The following is a 16,206-nucleotide window of genomic DNA, read 5'->3' on the forward strand; positions in this document are numbered from 1 at the left end:
CCGGCCGACCTGCGCGTCGACCGCGGGGCGGTGGACCTCGCGGACAGGAAGGGGGCGCCGGTGCGGACCGTGGCGTCGTTCGCGGTTTGACGTCCGAAAATGCCTCTAGCAAATAGGAAAGTTTCCTATTAGATTTCGGGTCATGCTCAAGAGCGGTGACCTGCTTCGCCTTGCCGACGCCGTCCTGTTGCCCGGATTCGCCGGTACCAGCCCACCCGACTGGGTCCGCCGCCGCCTCGGCGACGGGCTGGCCGGCGTGGTGCTGTTCTCCCGCAACATCGCGAGCCCCGCGCAGGTGGCGGAGCTGACGGCCGAGCTGCGGGCGGAGAACCCGGCCGTCATCGTCGGCACCGACGAGGAGACGGGCGAGGTGACACGGCTCGAGGTGGCCACGGGCAGCAGCAGGCCGGGCGCCTACGCGCTCGGCGTGGTCGACGACGTGGAGCTGACCGAGGCACTGGCCCGCGAGCTGGGGGCCGACCTGGCGGCGACGGGCATCACGATCGACTTCGCGCCGTCCGCCGACGTGAACTCCAACCCGGACAACCCGGTGATCGGGCTGCGCGCCTTCGGCGCCGACCCTGAGCTGGTCTCCCGGCACACGCGGGCCTTCGTGCGCGGCCTGCAGTCCGCGGGGGTGGCCGCGTGCGCCAAGCACTTCCCCGGCCACGGCGACACCTCGGTCGACTCGCACCACGGCGTGCCGGTGGTCGCCGACAACGGGATCGAGTGCGCGCTGCGCCCTTTCCGCGAGGCGATCGCCGCCGGCGCCAGGTCGGTCATGACCGGGCATCTGCTGGTCCCCGCCTACGATCCTGACCTGCCGGCCACGCTCAGCCCGAAGGTGCTGACGGGGCTGCTGCGGGAGGAGCTCGGCTTCGACGGGATGATCGTCACGGACGGCATCGAGATGGCCGCCGTCTCCGGGCCCTACGGCATCGGCCGTGCCTCCGCGCTGGCCATCGCGGCCGGGGCCGACGCCATCTGCATCGGCGGGGAGCGTTCGGACGAGGCCACGGCCGCCGGGGTGCGGGACGCCATCGCGGCCGCGGTCATGGAGGGCGTGCTGCCCGAGGAGCGCCTGGCCGACGCCGCGGCCCGCGTCGCCGCCCTGGCCGCCTGGACGCGCTCGGCCCGCTCCCACGCTCCGGCTCCCCTCGGTGCGGGTGGGCAGCTCGGGCTGGTGGCGGCGCGGCGGGCCGTACGGATGACGCGGCGGTCGGCGGCGCCGGTGCTGCCGGTGACGACGGCGGCCAGCGTGGTGGAGCTGGCGCCGCAGATGAACCTGGCCATCGACAAGGGCACCCCGTGGGGCGTCGGCGAGCCCCTGGCCCGCCTGCTCTCCGGCACGACCGTCACCCGGCTGACCGCCGGGGAGGCGACCGGGGCGGCGCTCGAGGACCTGCTGGCCGAGGCGAACGGGCGGCCACTGGTGATCGTGGTGCGGGACGCGCACCGCTTCGCCTGGCAGCGCGAGGCCGCCGAGCACCTGCTCGGCGTCCGCCCCGACGCGATCGTGGTGGAGATGGGCCTGCCCGAGCGTTCCGACCTCGGCGCCGTGCACCTGGCCACCTACGGCTCGGCCACGGTGTGCGGCCAGGCCGCCGCTGAGGTCATCACGGGCGGGCTCTGAGTCCGACGAGAGTAGATTTGTCGATCGTGAACTTCAACGGGGAGGACCTCGCACGCAAGTCGCTGGCCGACCGGCTGCCGCCGGACGAGGCGCACGTCTTCCGCGACTGCGATCTCACCGAGACCGATTTCTGGGGCGCGCCGCTGGCGGGGGCCAGGTTCGAGTCGTGCGTCATGGAGCAGACCGACTTCCGCAAGGCCGACCTGGACGGCGCCGCCTTCACCGGCGGCGGCGGGATGCGCACCCGCTTCTCCGACGCCGACCTGGTGGACGCCGTCTTCACCGACGTCGACCTGTCGTCGGCCGTCTTCGGCGGCGCGCTGCTCACGGACGTGTCGTTCACCGGCTGCCGCATGATCGGCGCCTCTCTCACCGGCTCCCGCGGCACCGGGTTCAAGGTGGCCCGCAGCAACCTGACCATGGCCAACCTGGGCGGCTGCTCGCTGCGCGGGGAGCTCATCGAGGGCGTCCGCTTCGACGACGCCGACCTGTCGGGGTGCGACTTCACCCAGGCGACGTTCAGCGACTGCCGGCTGCGCGGGGCCAAGCTCATCAAGACGGTCTTCGCCAAGGCCGACCTGCGCGGCGCCGACCTCGGCGAGCCCGACGACGGCAGGCTCAAGGCGCTGGCGGGCGCCGTCATCAACCAGGCTCAGGCCGCCGCCATCCTGGCCGTCCGCGGCATCACGGTGGTCTGAGCAGGCCGCCGTCAGGAGCCGTGGCGGTCGTGGAACTCCTCGACGGTCAGGCCGAGCATCACCTCGTCCTCGTAGCGGCCCGCGGCGAAGCGGGCCCTGCGGCGGCGGCCCTCCTCGACGAAACCGAGCCTGTGATGCAGGGCCAGGGAGGCCTGGTTGCCGGCGTAGACCACCACGTCGCACTTCTGGAAGCGGCGTTCGCCGAACATGTAGCGCAGCAGCAGCACGATGGCGTCCGAGGCGTACCCCTTGCGGTGGTGCGGTGTGCCGATGGCCACGCCGTACTTGAAGGTGCCGTAGTGCCGGTCGACCTCGTGGGTGTTGATCGAGCCGATGGCCGCGTCGTCGTCCTTGCGTGCGATCACCAGCTTGAAGCGGTCCAGGTCTGGCTCCTCCGCCGCCAGGTCGGCCACCCACTTCTTGGTGCCCTCGGCGGACCGGGGCGGCGTCAGCAGCCACCCGTTGCGCACGTCGTCCGAGTACTCCTCGAAGGCGTGGAACGCCTCCCAGTCGCCGGGTTCGAAACCGCGCAGCCGTACCCGCTCGCCCACCCATACCGAAGTCATGAGGGCAGCCAACCAGAGCGCCGCGGCGATGTCGCGGCAATTTCCGCGCGGCTAGGAGAAGGTCCGTACCACGTGGGACAGCGCGATCGAGGCGTAGCGGCGGGGGCCGGTGGACAGGCCGTAGGCGATGTCCTCGATGAGCGCGCAGCGGGCGTGGAAGACGGCCCGCTCGCGGAAGCCGTCGTCCACCGGATGGCCGTAGGCGGCCAGGACCCGGTCGAAGACCCGCGGGCCGAAGTCGCGGTACAGCAGGGCCAGGTCGCGGGCGGGGTCGGCGATGGCCGCGTCGGTCCAGTCCAGGATGCCGGTGATCTCGCCGGTCGCCCGGTCGGCGAGGATGTGCTCGGCGCCCAGGTCGTTGTGGCAGAGGCGGAGCACGACCGGCTCGGCGGGCGGGGTGCGGGCCAGGAACCCCTCGACCAGCCGGCGGCCGTCGGCGGTGAGGTGCTCGCGCACGTCGGCGTAGTCGCGCGCCGTGTCCTCCAGCCAGGACCGCAGCGGATAGGTGTCGACCTCGGCCACGGCGCTCAGGTCGGCGGGCGGCACCGCGTGCAGCGCGCCCAGCAGCCTCCCCATCAGCCCGACGAAGCGGCTGACCCCGACCTTGGCCAGGCTCAGCCCGTGCAGCGGCTCGCCGGGCAGCCGCCGGTAGCCGATCACGCCGGTCCGCTCGTCGGCGAACAGCACCTCGGGCACCGGCACGGGCGCGATGAGCCGCAGCGAGGCGAGCAGCGTGACCTCGCGCCGGGTCGCGCCGGGATCCGGCTGTTTGGCGGCGCGCACGACCAGCTCGTCGTTGACCAGGTAGACCCGGTTGTCCAGGCCGGAGCCCAGCTCGCCGACCGAGTGGACCGCGTAGCCGGGCAGGTGGACGTCGAGCAGCGCGCGCATGTCGCCGATCACAACCGCACCCTAGCCGCCCAGCATGTCGCGCCGCAGCTCGCCCAGGTTCTCCGGCGCCTGGACGGTGTCCGCGGCGCCGTAGCCGCCGCCCGGTCTGGCCCTGCCGACGACCTCGATCTCGCTGATCCAGCTCAGGTGCCGCCCCGCCCTGGCGCGGACCAGGTCGCCCTCCGACAGCCGCTCCCACTGCTCCCCCGCGATGCCGAACGCGGTGAGCTCGCGGGATCGCCCCTCGTCGATGGCGCACCAGTACACGTGCCGGGTCCGCCCTCTGCTGCCGCCGCTCTCCTGGCGGCGCAGCCGTACGATCTGGCCCTCCACCTGCGCGGGCGTGGCCAGATCCAGTACGGCGCGCACCAGCGGGACCGCGGCGACCGCCAGCCCCACCAGGAACGCCAGCGGCTGCGGCAGCCCGGAGGGCACCAGCTCGAAGGCGGCCAGCGCGATCAGCACGATCCAGCTCCAGAACCCGGCGAAGAACCCGGCGGCCAGGCCACGGCCGATGGTGTGCAGCGGCTTCCTGCCGCGGATGAGCCGGCCGGGATAGCGCACGTCGAGCCTGTGCCACATACCGCCGTAGTCGGACCAGGCGCGGCGGTCGTCGGCGGGCACGCTGACCGGCAGGCTCGTCACCGCGCGCGGCGCCAGGCCGAGCGCGGCGGCGTAGGCCAGGGGCCGCCCCCAGATGGTGACGGCGGCGGCCGGCTTGTCGGCGAAGCGCGCGGTGGCCAGGTGCTCGCGCACGCCCAGCCAGTGGGCGGCGGCCTGGCCGCCCAGCTCGGTGCCGCGCTCGCCGTTGAGCTTGCCTGCCAGCGTGATGAGCGCGGCGAAGACCAGGATGGCGGTGCCGGGCCCGCCGTCGTGCTTGTGGTCGGAGACGGCGACCGCGATCCCGGCCAGCGCGGCGGGGACGGCGGCGGTGGCGGTGAGCAGCACCACGTGCAGCCTGCTCCACCGGGGCCGTGACAGGCCGCGCTCGCGGGCGTCGGCGACGACCTTCTTGCGGAAGCTCTTCCACCAGCGCCCCAGGTTGCGCGAGCCCTCGGCCAGCGCGCCTGTCGCGACGACGCCGTCGCGGGCCAGCGAGGCGACATGGTCGTAGACGAGCTGCTCGTACGGGTTCAGGCCGGTGGGGTGGCGCAGCCGTACCAGGGACAGTTCGGGGCCGACCTCCTCGATCTGGACGGCGCCCTTGGCGGCCAGGTCGAGCAGCGTGGCCGAGGTGGCCTCCTCGCACAGCTTCCAGCCGCCGGTGATGAGGTCGACCACGGCCGGCGACTCGCCGGCCATGACGCCGGTGGCGGGACCGGGGCGGACGGACGGGTTGCGCGTGGCCAGCGCCAGGGCCAGCAGGAGCAACCCCCACAGCGCGAGTGCCGCGGTGGCGGCCAGCCACAGCGCCATCAGAACCGCACCTGGACCGGGCCGCGCTCCTCGTCGGGCGCCTGGAAGTAGTCGCGTACGGCGAAGCCGGTCATGCCGGCCACGACGTTGGCGGGGAAGGTCTGGATCGCGTTGTTGTAGGTGAGCACCGCGTCGTTGTAGTACTGCCGGGAGTAGGCGATCCGGTTCTCGGTGGTGGCCAGCTCCTCCTGCAGGTCTGCGAAGTTACGGCTGGCCTTCAGGTCGGGGTAGGCCTCGGCGACGGCGAACAGGCTCTTCAGCGCGCCGGTCAGCGCGTTCTCGGCGGCGGCCTGCTCGGCCGGGGTGCCGGCGTTCAGCGCCTGCGCGCGGGCCTCGACGACGGCGGCCAGCGTCTGCCGCTCGTGCGAGGCGTAGCCGCGGACGGTCTCGACGAGGTTGGGGATCAGGTCGTGGCGGCGCTTGAGCTGCACCTCGACCTGGGCCCAGGCGTTGTCGACGGCGTTGCGGGCGCGGACCAGCGCGTTGTAGCGGGAGATCGCGGCGATGAACGCTAACAGGACGAGCATTCCGATGACGGCGGCGGTGATCACGATGTCCTCCTCGAGGGTACTGCGGACATCGGACCAGGAGTTGCTTACCGCTGTGTTGCAACCCGCTGTACTCCGTTACTTGAGCGCTCCCGTCGTCAGGCCCGACTGGATCTGCCGCTGGAAGATCACGTAGACGACCAGCATCGGCAGGATCGCCATCGTCAGCGCGGCGAAGAGCGCGGAGAAGTCGTGCTCGTATCCCGCGGCCGTGGAGATGTCGGCGATCCCCTGAGTGAGCACCCACTTGTCGCGGTCCTGCAGCAGCACCAGTGGGAGCTGGTACTGGTTCCACTGGCCGAGCACGTTGAAGATCGTGATGCTGACCAGACCGGGCCGGGCCATCGGCAGCATGATCTGGAAGAAGACGCGGGTGTGCGAGGCACCGTCCACCATGGCCGCCTCGGCCACCGCCGTGGGCAGGGTGCGGAAGAACGCCGCCAGGAAGAAGATCGTGAACGGCATCGAGTACGCGACGTAGACGAGGATCAGTCCCGCGTGCGTGTTGATCCCGATGTACGGCCCGATCAACGGCACCTGCTGCCCGATGTTCTGCACGACGAAGAACAGCGGCGACAGCGCCAGGAACACCGGGAACGCGAGCCCCGACACGAACAGCAGGTAGATGGCCCGGTTGAGGCGGAAGGAGTAGCGGGCCAGCACGTAGGCGGCCATCGAGCCGATCAGCATGGTCCCGAAGACACCGAAGCCGACCACGATGACGCTGTTGAGCATGTACTGGCCGACGTGCGCCTTGTCCCAGGCCCTGACGAAGTTGTCCCAGTGCAGCGTGGCCGGCAACGTCCAGGCGTTGCCGAAGATCTCGTCCTCGCTCTTGACCGAGCTCAGGAACGTCCACAGGATCGGCACCGCCACCAGCACGGTCCACACCAGCAGCGCCACGTGGGTGAGCGCCGACAGCGGGCCGAGCTGCCGCCTGCGCTCCTTGCGGGCGATCTTCCTGGAGTTCGCGACCGTCCACGAGGTCGTCGTCGTCATCAGTACTCGATTCGTTCGCGGCGGGACAGCCGCAGCGACAGGATCGCGAAGCCAACAGTGAAGAAGAACATGACGACGCCCATGGCGGAGGCGTAGCCGAAGCGGAAGTTCTGGAAGGCGGTGCGGTAGATCTCGGCCGCCATGACCGTGGTCGACCAGTCGGGCCCGCCGTGCTGGTCGGTCATCACCCAGACGACCGCGAAGACGTCCAGGGCCAGGATGCCGAGGTAGACCCAGGCCACCTGGACGGTGTCCCACAGCAGCGGCAGCGTGATCCGGAAGAACAGCGCGAACCTGCCCGCGCCGTCGATCCTGGCGGCCTCGAACATGTCGTTGGGGATCGAGGCGAGCCCGGCGGAGAAGAGCACCACGTAGAAGCCGACCGCCTGCCAGACGAGCACGCCGAGCACCGACCAGAAGGCGATCTTCGTGTCGGACAGGAACCCGAACGGCCCCAGGCCGATCCCCATCAGCGGGGCGTTCAGCATCCCGCTGCCGTCCGGCCTGAACACCTGCTGGAACAGCACCCCGACCACGGCCACGGCCAGCACCTGCGGGAAGAAGAACACCACCCGGTAGAAGCCGGACCCTCTGATGCCGGACACCCCCTGTCCCCCGCCGCCCACACTGAGCAGGAAGGCGAAGAACAGGGCGATGACGATCGTGAACAGCGGCAGCAGCACCAGCAGTGCCAGGTTGTGCCGCACGGCCCGCCAGAAGATGTCGTCGTTGAACAGGCGGACGAAGTTCTCCAACCCGATGCTCTGCGGGCTGGCGTTCACACCCCGCCAGTTCGTCGTGGAGATCTGGAAGGCCTGGGCGTACGGCGCGAGCACGTACGTCACGTAGAGCACCACCGGGGCTGTCAGGAACGCGGTGATGAACAGCCCACGGCGGTATCTGTTGAACATCAGCGCTTGAACTTCTTGATCGAGGAGTCGTTCTTGATGTCGTCGGCCTTCTTCTGGATGCGCTCGAGGTACTTGTCAGGAGTGAGGTCGCCGGACATCAGCGCGCCGGTGGCGGCGATCGCCTCGTCCTTGAGCGGGCCGTACCACGACTGCCACTGGTAGTAGACCGTGTTGGTGCCCGCCGCCTTCAGCGCGTCGGTGGCGCTCTGCGCGCCGGGCGACAGCTTGCGGCCCTCGCCCGCTCCCTTGACCTCGGTCACGGTGTGGACGAGCTCGCTGAAGTCGCCGGCCGCCTTCTTCGACAGCATGGCCCGCAGGTACTCCAGGCCGCCCTGCACGTTGGCCGCCTTGGCGGGGACGATGAAGTTCTCGCCCGGCTGGGTGTGCAGCGTGCCGGTGGGCATCTTGTCGTCCTTGCCGAAGTCCGGCAGGGCGAACATCTGGTACTCGAAGTCCGCGGGCGTGGTCTTGGCCTGCTCGTTCTCCAGCCACGAGCCGGCGGGCAGCATGGCCACCTCGTACTTGTTCTGCGCCGTCTGGGTCTGCACGTGGTCGAGCCCGGCGGTGCCCTGCAGCAGGTACTTGGCGCCGACCTCGGCCCAGGCGGTGGCCGACTGCTTCATCGCGTCGCTCTTCCAGGCGCCGTCCTCGAGGTTGTCGATGTTGACCAGGACCTCGGGTCCGCCGATCTTCGCGGCCAGGGTGAGGAGCGGCTCGTAGAGGTACTGCGGGAACTTGCCCGCGTAGGTGAAGGGCGCCATCTTGCCGGACTTCTTGATGGTCTCGCAGAGCTTGAGGAAGTCGTCCCAGGTCTTCGGCGGCTCCCAGCCGTTCTCCTTGAAGACCTTGCCCGAGTACCAGATGCCGAAGATGTAGTTCACGTAGCCCAGCACGCTGAACTTGCCGTCGTAGGTGCCGAACGCGATCACCGACGGGTCGAGCAGGTCCTTGACCTTGGTCGACGGGTCGTCCCAGCTGGGCGCGTCGAGCAGCGGGGCGAGGTCGGCCAGCTGGCCGTCCTGGGCGAGGGCGCCGAAGTCCATGGCGTTGGCGCCGGAGTTGTCGATGACGTCGGGCGGGTTGCCGCCGGCGAAGCGCGGCTGCAGGACCTTCGTGATCTCCTTGGTGAAGTTGTGCTTGACGTCCACCTTCGGGTACTTGCCCTTGAACAGCGGCTCGTGGATGTCCTTGGCGTAGGCGTTGCCGAAGCCGCCGTCGAAGATCCACACCTCCAGCGGTTTGCCCCCCACGCCGAAGGGATTGTCCGCGCTGGTCGGGACTGCCGCGGGCGCCGACGAGGCCGGCGTGGACGACGGGGTGGCGCACGCGGCCAGCGCGCCCGCCAGGGGGACGAGCGCGGCCGCGCGAAGGAGTTCGCGACGGTTGATGCGGGGGGTGTCCGACATGTATGACTCCTGACTTCCTATGCTCCGCGTCTGATCCGCCCTGCGTAGCGGTTCTCCAGGGCCTTGTTGTGTTCGTCACCGCCGGCCACGTTCGCCGACAGGTAGATGGGTGGCGTCTCGCCGAGCGCCACGAGCTGCTCGACCGCCTCGGTGACCATCAGCTGGGCCAGCAGCGCCGAGGTGATCGTGGACACCGCACCGTAGCTGCCGCCGCCGGGCAGTTCGAGGATGGCGTCGCCGTACGGCGCGCCGTTGTCGAGCACGACGTCGGCCAGGTCGAGCAGCTTGCGGCCCGACGGGTGGCGCGAGGTCATCTGGGTGGAGTGCTTGACCGAGGTGATGGCGATCAGCTGGTGGCCGCGGTCCTTGACGAGCCCGGCCAGCTCGACCACCACGCCGTTCACGCCGGAGCTGGAGATCAGGACGAACACGTCCTGCGGCTGTACCGGCGCCAGGTCGAGGATCTGCTGGGCGACCGCGGGGTCGCGTTCGAGTTCTGGCGTGAGCACGGATGGGGGCTGCCCGCCGTACAGGACGAGGTCTCTGGGGGTGAGGCGGTTGCTGGGGACCAGGCCGCCGGCGCGTCCGGCGATCTCCATGGCGATGGCCTCGGAGTGGCCCGAGCCGAAGGCGTTGACGACGCCGTCGGCCCTGATGGCCGCCACGACCAGGTCGGCGGCCCGCCGAATCTGGTCGCGCTGGGATTCGGCGACCTCGCGGGCCAGTTCCAGGACCTGTGTTGCGTAGGACAAGATCAGCCTCTCTCCACCCGATGACTCTCCACGGCGCTGATGGTCAGCTCGAAGGCCTGGTTGGTGCGCTCGTAGGTGCGCTGCGCGACCGCCACGTAGACGGCGTCCAGCACGAACAGCTGGGAGTGGACCGCGGCCAGGCCGCCGAGCCTGAACGTCGTCTCCCTGCTGGCGGTGGTCAGCACTAATCCGGCCAGCTCCGCCAGCGGCGAGCGGGCGAACGAGGTGACCGCGACCGTCATGGCACCGTGGCTGCCGGCCTCGACCAGGGCCTCCATCACCTCGCGGGTGCGGCCCCGGTGGCTGATGCCGATGGCGACGTCGCCGGGGCCGAGCAGCGCGGCCTCCGACAGCGCCTCGTGGGCGTCGCCCGCGCTCCAGCACGGCATGCCGATCCTGCGCAGCCGCCCTTCCAGCATCTTGGCGACGTTCCCGCTGGTGGACACGCCGAACAGCAGCACGCGGCGGGCCACCACGACCGCGTCGGCCACCTGGGCGACGGTCTCGAGGTTGAGCTGGGCGGCGGTGTCCTGGATGAGCCGGGTGTCGGCGGCGGCCATCACCTCGATGGCCGCGTCCAGCGGGTCGTCGGGGCCGATCTCGTGGCCGACGCCCGCCCCCCAGCCCGCCTGCGCGGCCCTGCCGGTCTCGGTGGCCAGCGCGACCCGCAGCTCGGCGTAACCGGAGAAGCCGAAGGCCCGGCAGAACCTGGTCACGGTCGCGGGTGAACTGCCCGCGCGCTCGGCCAGCTCAATGATCGTGGAGCGGGCGGCCTCGGCCGGCGCGCCCAGGATCACCTCGCCCACCCGGCGCAGCGCCTCCGGCAATGCGGGGAGCTCGGTCTCGATACGGCCTAGGGCACCTGAAGTCACGAATATTCCTTCCGAATACCCGGTCTTCTGGCGAAAATTATTCTTGCTTCCCGGTCACGTCAAGACCCACAATCCAACCGTGACTAAATCGCTCGTGATCGGTGTTGACGCCGGCGCCACCTCCACGCGCGTTTCCGTGCACGCGCTCGACGGCACACGGGTCGGCTACGCCAAGGCGGGTCCCGGCAATCCCACCGCCCACGGGCTCGCGAAGGCGGTGTCGGCGATCGCCGCGGCGCTCGACCAGGCCACCGCCCAGGTGGATCCCGGGGACGTGGTCGCCTCCCTGGCGGGCGTGGCGGGGAGCGCCGACGAGCTGGCGTCCGAGCTCGCCAAGGTCTGGGCCGCGCGAGGCATCCCCGCGGGCCCGCGGACCATCGGCGACCTGCCGATCGGCTACGCGGCGGGCGCCTCCTCCCCTGACGGCTCGGTGCTGCTGTCGGGGACAGGTGCGGACGCCGCCCGCATGGCCGGGTTCGAGCTCGACGCGATCGCTGACGGGCTCGGATGGCTGCTGGGCGACTACGGGTCCGGGTTCTGGATCGGCCGGGAGGCGGCCAAGGCCACCGTGCACGCCCTGGACCGCGGCGAGCCGACCGGCGTGCTCGGGGCGCTCGTGATCGAGCACTTCCTGGGCTCGGCCGCCGACCTGCCGCCGCGCGGGCTCGCCGACCGGATCGTCCGGCTCGCGCAGGCCGACCACATGCGTCTGGCCGCCCTGTCGGCGCTGGTCAGCCAGGCCTTCGAGGCCGGCGACCCGGCCGCCGCCGCGATCGCGGCCGAGGCGGCCAGGCACCTGGTCGCCACGCTGCAACGGGTGCACGCCGGCGGTCCCGTGGTGCTCACCGGCAGCGTGCTGACCTCCGCGGGTCCGGTACGGCAGGCCGTACGTGACCTGCTCGAGGACTACGACGTGCGCACCGCGGGGGACGCGGCTGGGGCGGCGGCGTGGCTGGCCGCGCGCGAGCTGCTCGACGAGCCTGAGCAGGTGCACGCGGCATTCACCCTTTGACGGCGCCCGCGGTCATCCCGGCGCCCACCCGCCGCTGCAGGAACAGGAACAGCACCAGCGCGGGCAGCGCGAACAGGCCGGCCGCGGCCATCGTGGCGCCCCAGTCGGTGCCGAACACGTCGCGGAAGGACGACAGCCACACCGGCAGCGTCCGCTTGTCCCTGGCCTTGATGATCAGCACGTTGACGAAGGCGAACTCGTTCCACGCGGTGATGAAGCCGAACAGCGAGGTCGCCATCAGCCCCGGCGCCAGCAGCGGGAAGACCACCCTGCGGAAGGCGGCGGCGCGCCCGCACCCGTCGACCAGCGCCGCCTCCTCCAGCTCTGCCGGGATCGCGGCCAGGAACCCGCGCAGCGTCACGATCGTGAACGGCAGCGTGATCATGAAGTAGACGCCGGTCAGCATGGCCAGCGAGTCGAGCAGGTCGGTGTCCCTGGCGATGATGAACATCGGCACCAGCAGCGCCTCCCACGGCGCCATCTGCGCGGCGAAGACCCCGAGCACGAAGGCCCCTCGACCGCGCCAGCGCAGCCGCGTCACGGCGAAGGCCGCCAGCAGCGCCACGACCAGGGCGAACAGCACAGCCGCCGCGGTGACCGCGAGGCTGTTGCGGGCGTAGGTCCAGAACCCGTCAGCCCGCACGGCGGCCGCGAAGTGCTCGAGCGTGGGGTGCAGCGGCCAGAACGACGGCGTCTCCGCCTGGATCTCCCTGGTCGGCTTGAACGCGGTGGCGAACATCCAGTACACGGGGAAGATCGTCACGATCAGGACGGCGACGGCCGTGGCGTTGAGCGCGAGCCTCCTCATGAGCGGACCATCCTGCGCAGGTTGCTGATCAGGGCCACGGCCAGCAGCACCACGGTCAGCATGGCCACGGCCGAGCCGAGGTCGTAGCGGTGCAGCGAGCGGGCGACGCGGAAGGCGTAGACGGGCAGCGTGGTGGTGGCGCCGTCGGGCCCGCCCTGGCTGAGCACCCAGATCTGCGGGAAGCACTTGGCCACCCAGATCACCTCGAGCGAGGCCACCAGCGCGAACAGCTGCCGCAGTATCGGCGCCGTCACCCGCCAGAACACCTGCCATCCGGTGCCGCCGTCGATCCTGGCGGACTCGTACAGCTCCGCCGGGATCGTGGTGAGCCCGGCGTAGAGCGTGAGCGCGGCGAACGGCACCGACTGCCAGACCACCAGGATCACCAGCACGGCGAACATCGACGGCCCGTCGGCGAACCAGCTGTGCCCGCGGAACCCGGTCAGCCCCGCCTGGACCAGCAGCCAGTTCACCACGCCGAGCTCCGACTGGAACAGCCACTGGAAGATCGTGGTGGCGGCGATGACCGGGGTGGCCCAGGCCAGCGCCAGCGCGCTCATCAGGGCCACCCGCAGGCCGCGCCGCAGCCGGGCCAGCAGCAGCGCGACCAGCGTCGACAGCACGACGATGAGCACCACGTTGATCGCGGTCCACACCGCCGTGCGCAGCACCACGCGCCAGAACTCCTGCCCCCTGACGAGCTCGAGATAGTTGTCCAACCCGGCGAACGCGGCGCCGCCCCTGATCAGCTCGCCCATCCTGAAGTGCTGGAAGGAGATCACCGCCGCCTTCAGCATCGGGTAGACCAGCAGGAAGGCGGCGCCGACCACAGTGGGCGCGATGAGCAGGTACGCCCAGAGATCACGCTTTCTGAGCATCAGGATCCGCTGTTGAGCGTCGTGGTGATCGCCGCGGAGACCTTCCGCGCCTCGGCGGCCGGGTCCGCGCCGGTGAGCACGGCCGTCATGTACTGCTTGATGACGGTGGTGGCCTCGACGGCGGCCCAGTTGGGCGTGTTGGGGGTGGCCCGGCCGTTGGCGGCGGCCCTGGCCATGGCGGCGGTGCCCTCGTCGGAGTCCAGCACGCCGGCGAGCGAGGTCCTGTTGGGGACGAAGCTCATGGTCCTGGCCAGGTCGGTCTGGAACTTCTCGCCGGCCAGGGCCTTGACGACCTCGTAGGCCTGGTCCTGGTGCTTGGATGCGGCAGGGACGATCAGGTCGGAGCCCCCAGTGAACACACTCCCCGGCTTATCCGGATTTTTCCCCGGAATCGGGAAATATCCGATCTTGTTCTTCATGCCTGGCTCTACCTCGAGGACGCGGGCGGTGATGCCGGGGACCGCGATGATCTGGGCCGTCCTGCCCTGGGCGAAGACCTCGTGCTGGGGCGGGTTGGCCTCGTCGGCGTCCTTGGGGCCCCTGCCGAGCGCCTGGAGCCGCTTGTAGAAGTCCATGGCGGCCAGCGCCTGCGGGCTGTCCAGGGCGCCCTTCCACTTGCCGCCCTCCTGGACGGCCAGGTCGCCGCCCTCGTCCCAGATGAAGCCGGCCAGGGCGTACCAGGTCTGGCCGGTCAGATAGATGCCCTGGTCCGGGGCCTTGTTGAGCTTCCTGGTGATGGTCAGCCATTCGTCGCGGGTGGTGGGCGGGGCCTTGATGCCCGCCTTGGCGAACAGGTCCTTGTTGTAGACGACCACCCGGTTCGCCGCGTACCACGGGATGCCGTACTGCTTGCCGTCGATGTTGCCCGGCTGGGCCAGGCCCGGCAGCCAGTCCTGGCCGTGCAGGTCGGCCACCTTGCCTGTCAGGTCGGTGACGCCGCCGCTCGCCGCGTACTGGGCGACCTGGGTGTTGCCGACCTCCATCACGTCGGGGGCGTCGGTGCTGGCCAGGGCGGCGGTGACCTTCTCGCCGATGCCGTCCCAGGCCTGGATCTGGATGTCCAGGTCGACGCCCTGGTGCGCGTGCTCGTAGTCGGTCTCGAAGGACTTGAGCAGGTCCTTGGTGACGCTGCCGTCCATGATCCAGACGGTCAGTCTGGCCGGGCCCTGCGTGGCCGCCGGCTGCTGCGCCGGGGACCCGCAGGCCGCCAGCGCCAGCACCGCGACCGCTGCGGTGAGGGGGTGTCGCATGATGCCTTCTCGGTGGGGGGTGGGTGTACGGCATGCCTTTGACACGGGTCCGCGTACGGCATGCCGTACCGGGATCAGGGGTTGGGGACGGTGTCGGTGAACGTGGTGCCGGCGGCGCGGAAGGCGGTCACCCTGGTCTGGACGTCGGACGGGGAGACGACCTCGTTCTTGGCGTAGTAGAGCCAGTCGACCTGCTCGCGGTAGGTGCGCGGCGCCGAGCCGGGCTGCAGGTCGATGAACCACTGGTTGAACATGATCCACATCGGGGTCTCCGGGTAATAAATATCGCCGTGGTCGGCGAACAGGCGGCCGTCGACGTAGTAGCGGATGCGGCCGCCGGAGACCTGGATCACCAGGTCGTGCCAGCCGGCGAAGCTCGCCCGTTCCTCGGTGTGGGTGTTCACCGCCTGCCACGGGTCGGCCTGGTAGGTCTCCCAACTGGTGGTGTAGAGGATGTCGCCCGGCTCGCCCCAGCCGCCGTTGGGCAGGTACTCGAAGTCGAGCTCCCCGTAGTCCGGGTCCATGTTGTAGCGCAGCGGGGTGATGGTGAAGAACGTCTGCACCACGTGCTCACCGTCGGGGCCGGTCGTGGGGGCGTCGCTGAAGCGGACCCTGGCGGCGTAGGTGCCCTCGTGGAACTTGCGGTTGGCGGTGGACAGCTCGGTCTGGACGGTGGTGGAGCCGTTGGTGCTCGAGTCGAGCGTGAGCAGGCCGCCGGGGAACGTGACGGCCGCCGGGTCCCAGGTGGCGCCGGGCACGCCTGGGCCGCCGGAGCTCGAGCGGACGGTCCAGCCGCGCTGGGCCAGCCTCGGGTCGGACGAGCCGGTGTAGGAGAAGTCGTCGAACAGGGTGCCCTGGTTGCCGGTCGGGGTGATGGTCGGCGTCGGGGTCGGCTCGCTGCCGTGGGGGGTGCCCCAGGCCAGGGCTCCGTTGACGTAGACGGTCGCCTTGCCCCAGTCGGCGTAGGTCGGCTGGGGGCCGAAGGAGTAGTCGTCGCTCTGGTCGAAGTTCTGCCAGTCGAATCGGTAGAAGCGCAGTTGCAGGTCGGCGGTGGTGGCGCCGGGGGCCAGCGTCCCGCCGGTGAAGCCGACCTCCAGGTACTGGTCGGCGCCTGTCTGGCGGACGAACTGGCCGGTCACGGTCGAGCAGCTCACCACCGCCCAGGAGCAGGCGAAGCGGTAGGTCTCCGAGCCTGTGAGGTAATAGCGGATCTTGACCTGGTTGAGCGGGATCGGGGTGGTGCCGTCGTTGAAGAGCTGGAACCAGGGCTCGGCCTGGGCCGTGGTGGGGGTGGCCGAGCTGGTCCTGTACTGCAGGCGGACGGCCTGCTGGGCGGCCGCGGGGGTGGTCGCGAGCAGGGCGCTCGCGAGGGTGGTGGCCGCTAAGACTCCGAGGACTTTCCCGAAATTTCGTGACATGGCTGGGCTCTCCTAGGTGGTCGACCCCCGAAACGTGCGCATGCCGAACAGAGCTGTCGTCGGTCCTTCTCGCTCCTCAGGCTCTCGGGCGCGCCGGCTTTGGTTGCCCTGGCTTGGTCGCCCTGGCTTGGTTGCCCTGGCTTTGGTG

General features: G+C 70.5%; 16 protein-coding genes. 3 read left to right on the top strand and 13 right to left on the bottom strand.

The features are described from left to right. The first annotated feature begins 142 nt into the window (after nt 1-142). On the top strand, nt 143-1,633 hold the full coding sequence (locus KIK09_RS27895) for a glycoside hydrolase family 3 N-terminal domain-containing protein (protein WP_214322337.1): 1,491 nt from the start codon (nt 143-145) through the stop codon (nt 1,631-1,633). Between the two features lie 26 nt (nt 1,634-1,659). Continuing rightward, nucleotides 1,660-2,331, top strand: a complete 672-nt coding sequence (locus tag KIK09_RS27900; protein ID WP_214322338.1) for a pentapeptide repeat-containing protein — start codon at nt 1,660-1,662, stop codon at nt 2,329-2,331. Between the two features lie 11 nt (nt 2,332-2,342). Here the strand turns inward: KIK09_RS27900 and KIK09_RS27905 are convergent, their stop codons facing one another. The 9 genes from KIK09_RS27905 to KIK09_RS60145 form a co-directional block, all read right to left on the bottom strand. Beyond that, nucleotides 2,343-2,897: a GNAT family N-acetyltransferase gene (locus KIK09_RS27905; protein ID WP_214322339.1), complete on the bottom strand. Its 555-nt coding sequence runs from the start codon at nt 2,895-2,897 to the stop codon at nt 2,343-2,345. Nucleotides 2,898-2,948: 51 nt separating this feature from the next. Beyond that, nucleotides 2,949-3,800 (bottom strand): phosphotransferase family protein, encoded by an 852-nt coding sequence (locus KIK09_RS27910; protein WP_214322340.1) that lies wholly within the window; start codon nt 3,798-3,800, stop codon nt 2,949-2,951. A gap of 9 nt (nt 3,801-3,809) precedes the next feature. Continuing rightward, on the bottom strand, nt 3,810-5,204 hold the full coding sequence (locus KIK09_RS27915; RefSeq protein ID WP_214322341.1) for a DUF2207 family protein: 1,395 nt from the start codon (nt 5,202-5,204) through the stop codon (nt 3,810-3,812). Continuing rightward, the gene (locus KIK09_RS27920) at nt 5,204-5,755 is read right to left on the bottom strand and encodes a LemA family protein (protein WP_308164325.1); all 552 of its coding nucleotides are present in this window, start codon (nt 5,753-5,755) and stop codon (nt 5,204-5,206) included. Before KIK09_RS27920 ends, KIK09_RS27915 begins: the two co-directional genes overlap by 1 nt. Nucleotides 5,756-5,830: 75 nt before the next feature. Beyond that, nucleotides 5,831-6,751: a carbohydrate ABC transporter permease gene (locus KIK09_RS27925; RefSeq protein WP_214322342.1), complete on the bottom strand. Its 921-nt coding sequence runs from the start codon at nt 6,749-6,751 to the stop codon at nt 5,831-5,833. Further along, nucleotides 6,751-7,662, bottom strand: a complete 912-nt coding sequence (locus KIK09_RS27930) for a carbohydrate ABC transporter permease (protein WP_250573889.1) — start codon at nt 7,660-7,662, stop codon at nt 6,751-6,753. Before KIK09_RS27930 ends, KIK09_RS27925 begins: the two co-directional genes overlap by 1 nt. Next, nucleotides 7,662-9,068, bottom strand: a complete 1,407-nt coding sequence (gene ngcE, locus KIK09_RS27935) for an N-acetylglucosamine/diacetylchitobiose ABC transporter substrate-binding protein (RefSeq protein ID WP_214322343.1) — start codon at nt 9,066-9,068, stop codon at nt 7,662-7,664. The genes KIK09_RS27930 and ngcE overlap by 1 nt, the downstream gene beginning before the upstream one ends. A 17-nt stretch (nt 9,069-9,085) precedes the next feature. Continuing rightward, nucleotides 9,086-9,820: a sugar isomerase domain-containing protein gene (locus tag KIK09_RS27940; protein ID WP_214322344.1), complete on the bottom strand. Its 735-nt coding sequence runs from the start codon at nt 9,818-9,820 to the stop codon at nt 9,086-9,088. A gap of 2 nt (nt 9,821-9,822) precedes the next feature. Then, nucleotides 9,823-10,692, bottom strand: a complete 870-nt coding sequence (locus KIK09_RS60145; RefSeq protein WP_214322345.1) for a MurR/RpiR family transcriptional regulator — start codon at nt 10,690-10,692, stop codon at nt 9,823-9,825. A 79-nt stretch (nt 10,693-10,771) separates the two neighbouring features. Here KIK09_RS60145 and KIK09_RS27950 point away from each other — a divergent pair, with 79 nt between their 5' ends. After that, nucleotides 10,772-11,704, top strand: coding sequence for an N-acetylglucosamine kinase (locus KIK09_RS27950; RefSeq protein WP_214322346.1), 933 nt, complete (start codon nt 10,772-10,774; stop codon nt 11,702-11,704). Here KIK09_RS27950 and KIK09_RS27955 read toward each other — a convergent pair. From KIK09_RS27955 to KIK09_RS27970, 4 genes are all read right to left on the bottom strand, one after another. Continuing rightward, nucleotides 11,694-12,512, bottom strand: coding sequence for a carbohydrate ABC transporter permease (locus KIK09_RS27955; protein WP_214322347.1), 819 nt, complete (start codon nt 12,510-12,512; stop codon nt 11,694-11,696). The genes KIK09_RS27950 and KIK09_RS27955 overlap by 11 nt on opposite strands. Continuing rightward, nucleotides 12,509-13,390, bottom strand: a complete 882-nt coding sequence (locus tag KIK09_RS27960) for a carbohydrate ABC transporter permease (protein ID WP_214322348.1) — start codon at nt 13,388-13,390, stop codon at nt 12,509-12,511. Before KIK09_RS27960 ends, KIK09_RS27955 begins: the two co-directional genes overlap by 4 nt. After that, nucleotides 13,390-14,640 (bottom strand): extracellular solute-binding protein, encoded by a 1,251-nt coding sequence (locus KIK09_RS27965; protein ID WP_214322349.1) that lies wholly within the window; start codon nt 14,638-14,640, stop codon nt 13,390-13,392. Before KIK09_RS27965 ends, KIK09_RS27960 begins: the two co-directional genes overlap by 1 nt. A 74-nt stretch (nt 14,641-14,714) precedes the next feature. After that, a complete protein-coding gene (locus KIK09_RS27970) occupies nt 14,715-16,058 on the bottom strand; it encodes a cellulose binding domain-containing protein (RefSeq protein ID WP_214322350.1) in 1,344 nt (447 codons plus the stop codon). Between the last annotated feature and the right edge of the window lie 148 nt (nt 16,059-16,206).

Origin of the sequence: Nonomuraea sediminis, from assembly GCF_018531495.1 — a bacterium.
Classification (GTDB): Bacteria; Actinomycetota; Actinomycetes; order Streptosporangiales; family Streptosporangiaceae; genus Nonomuraea; species Nonomuraea sediminis.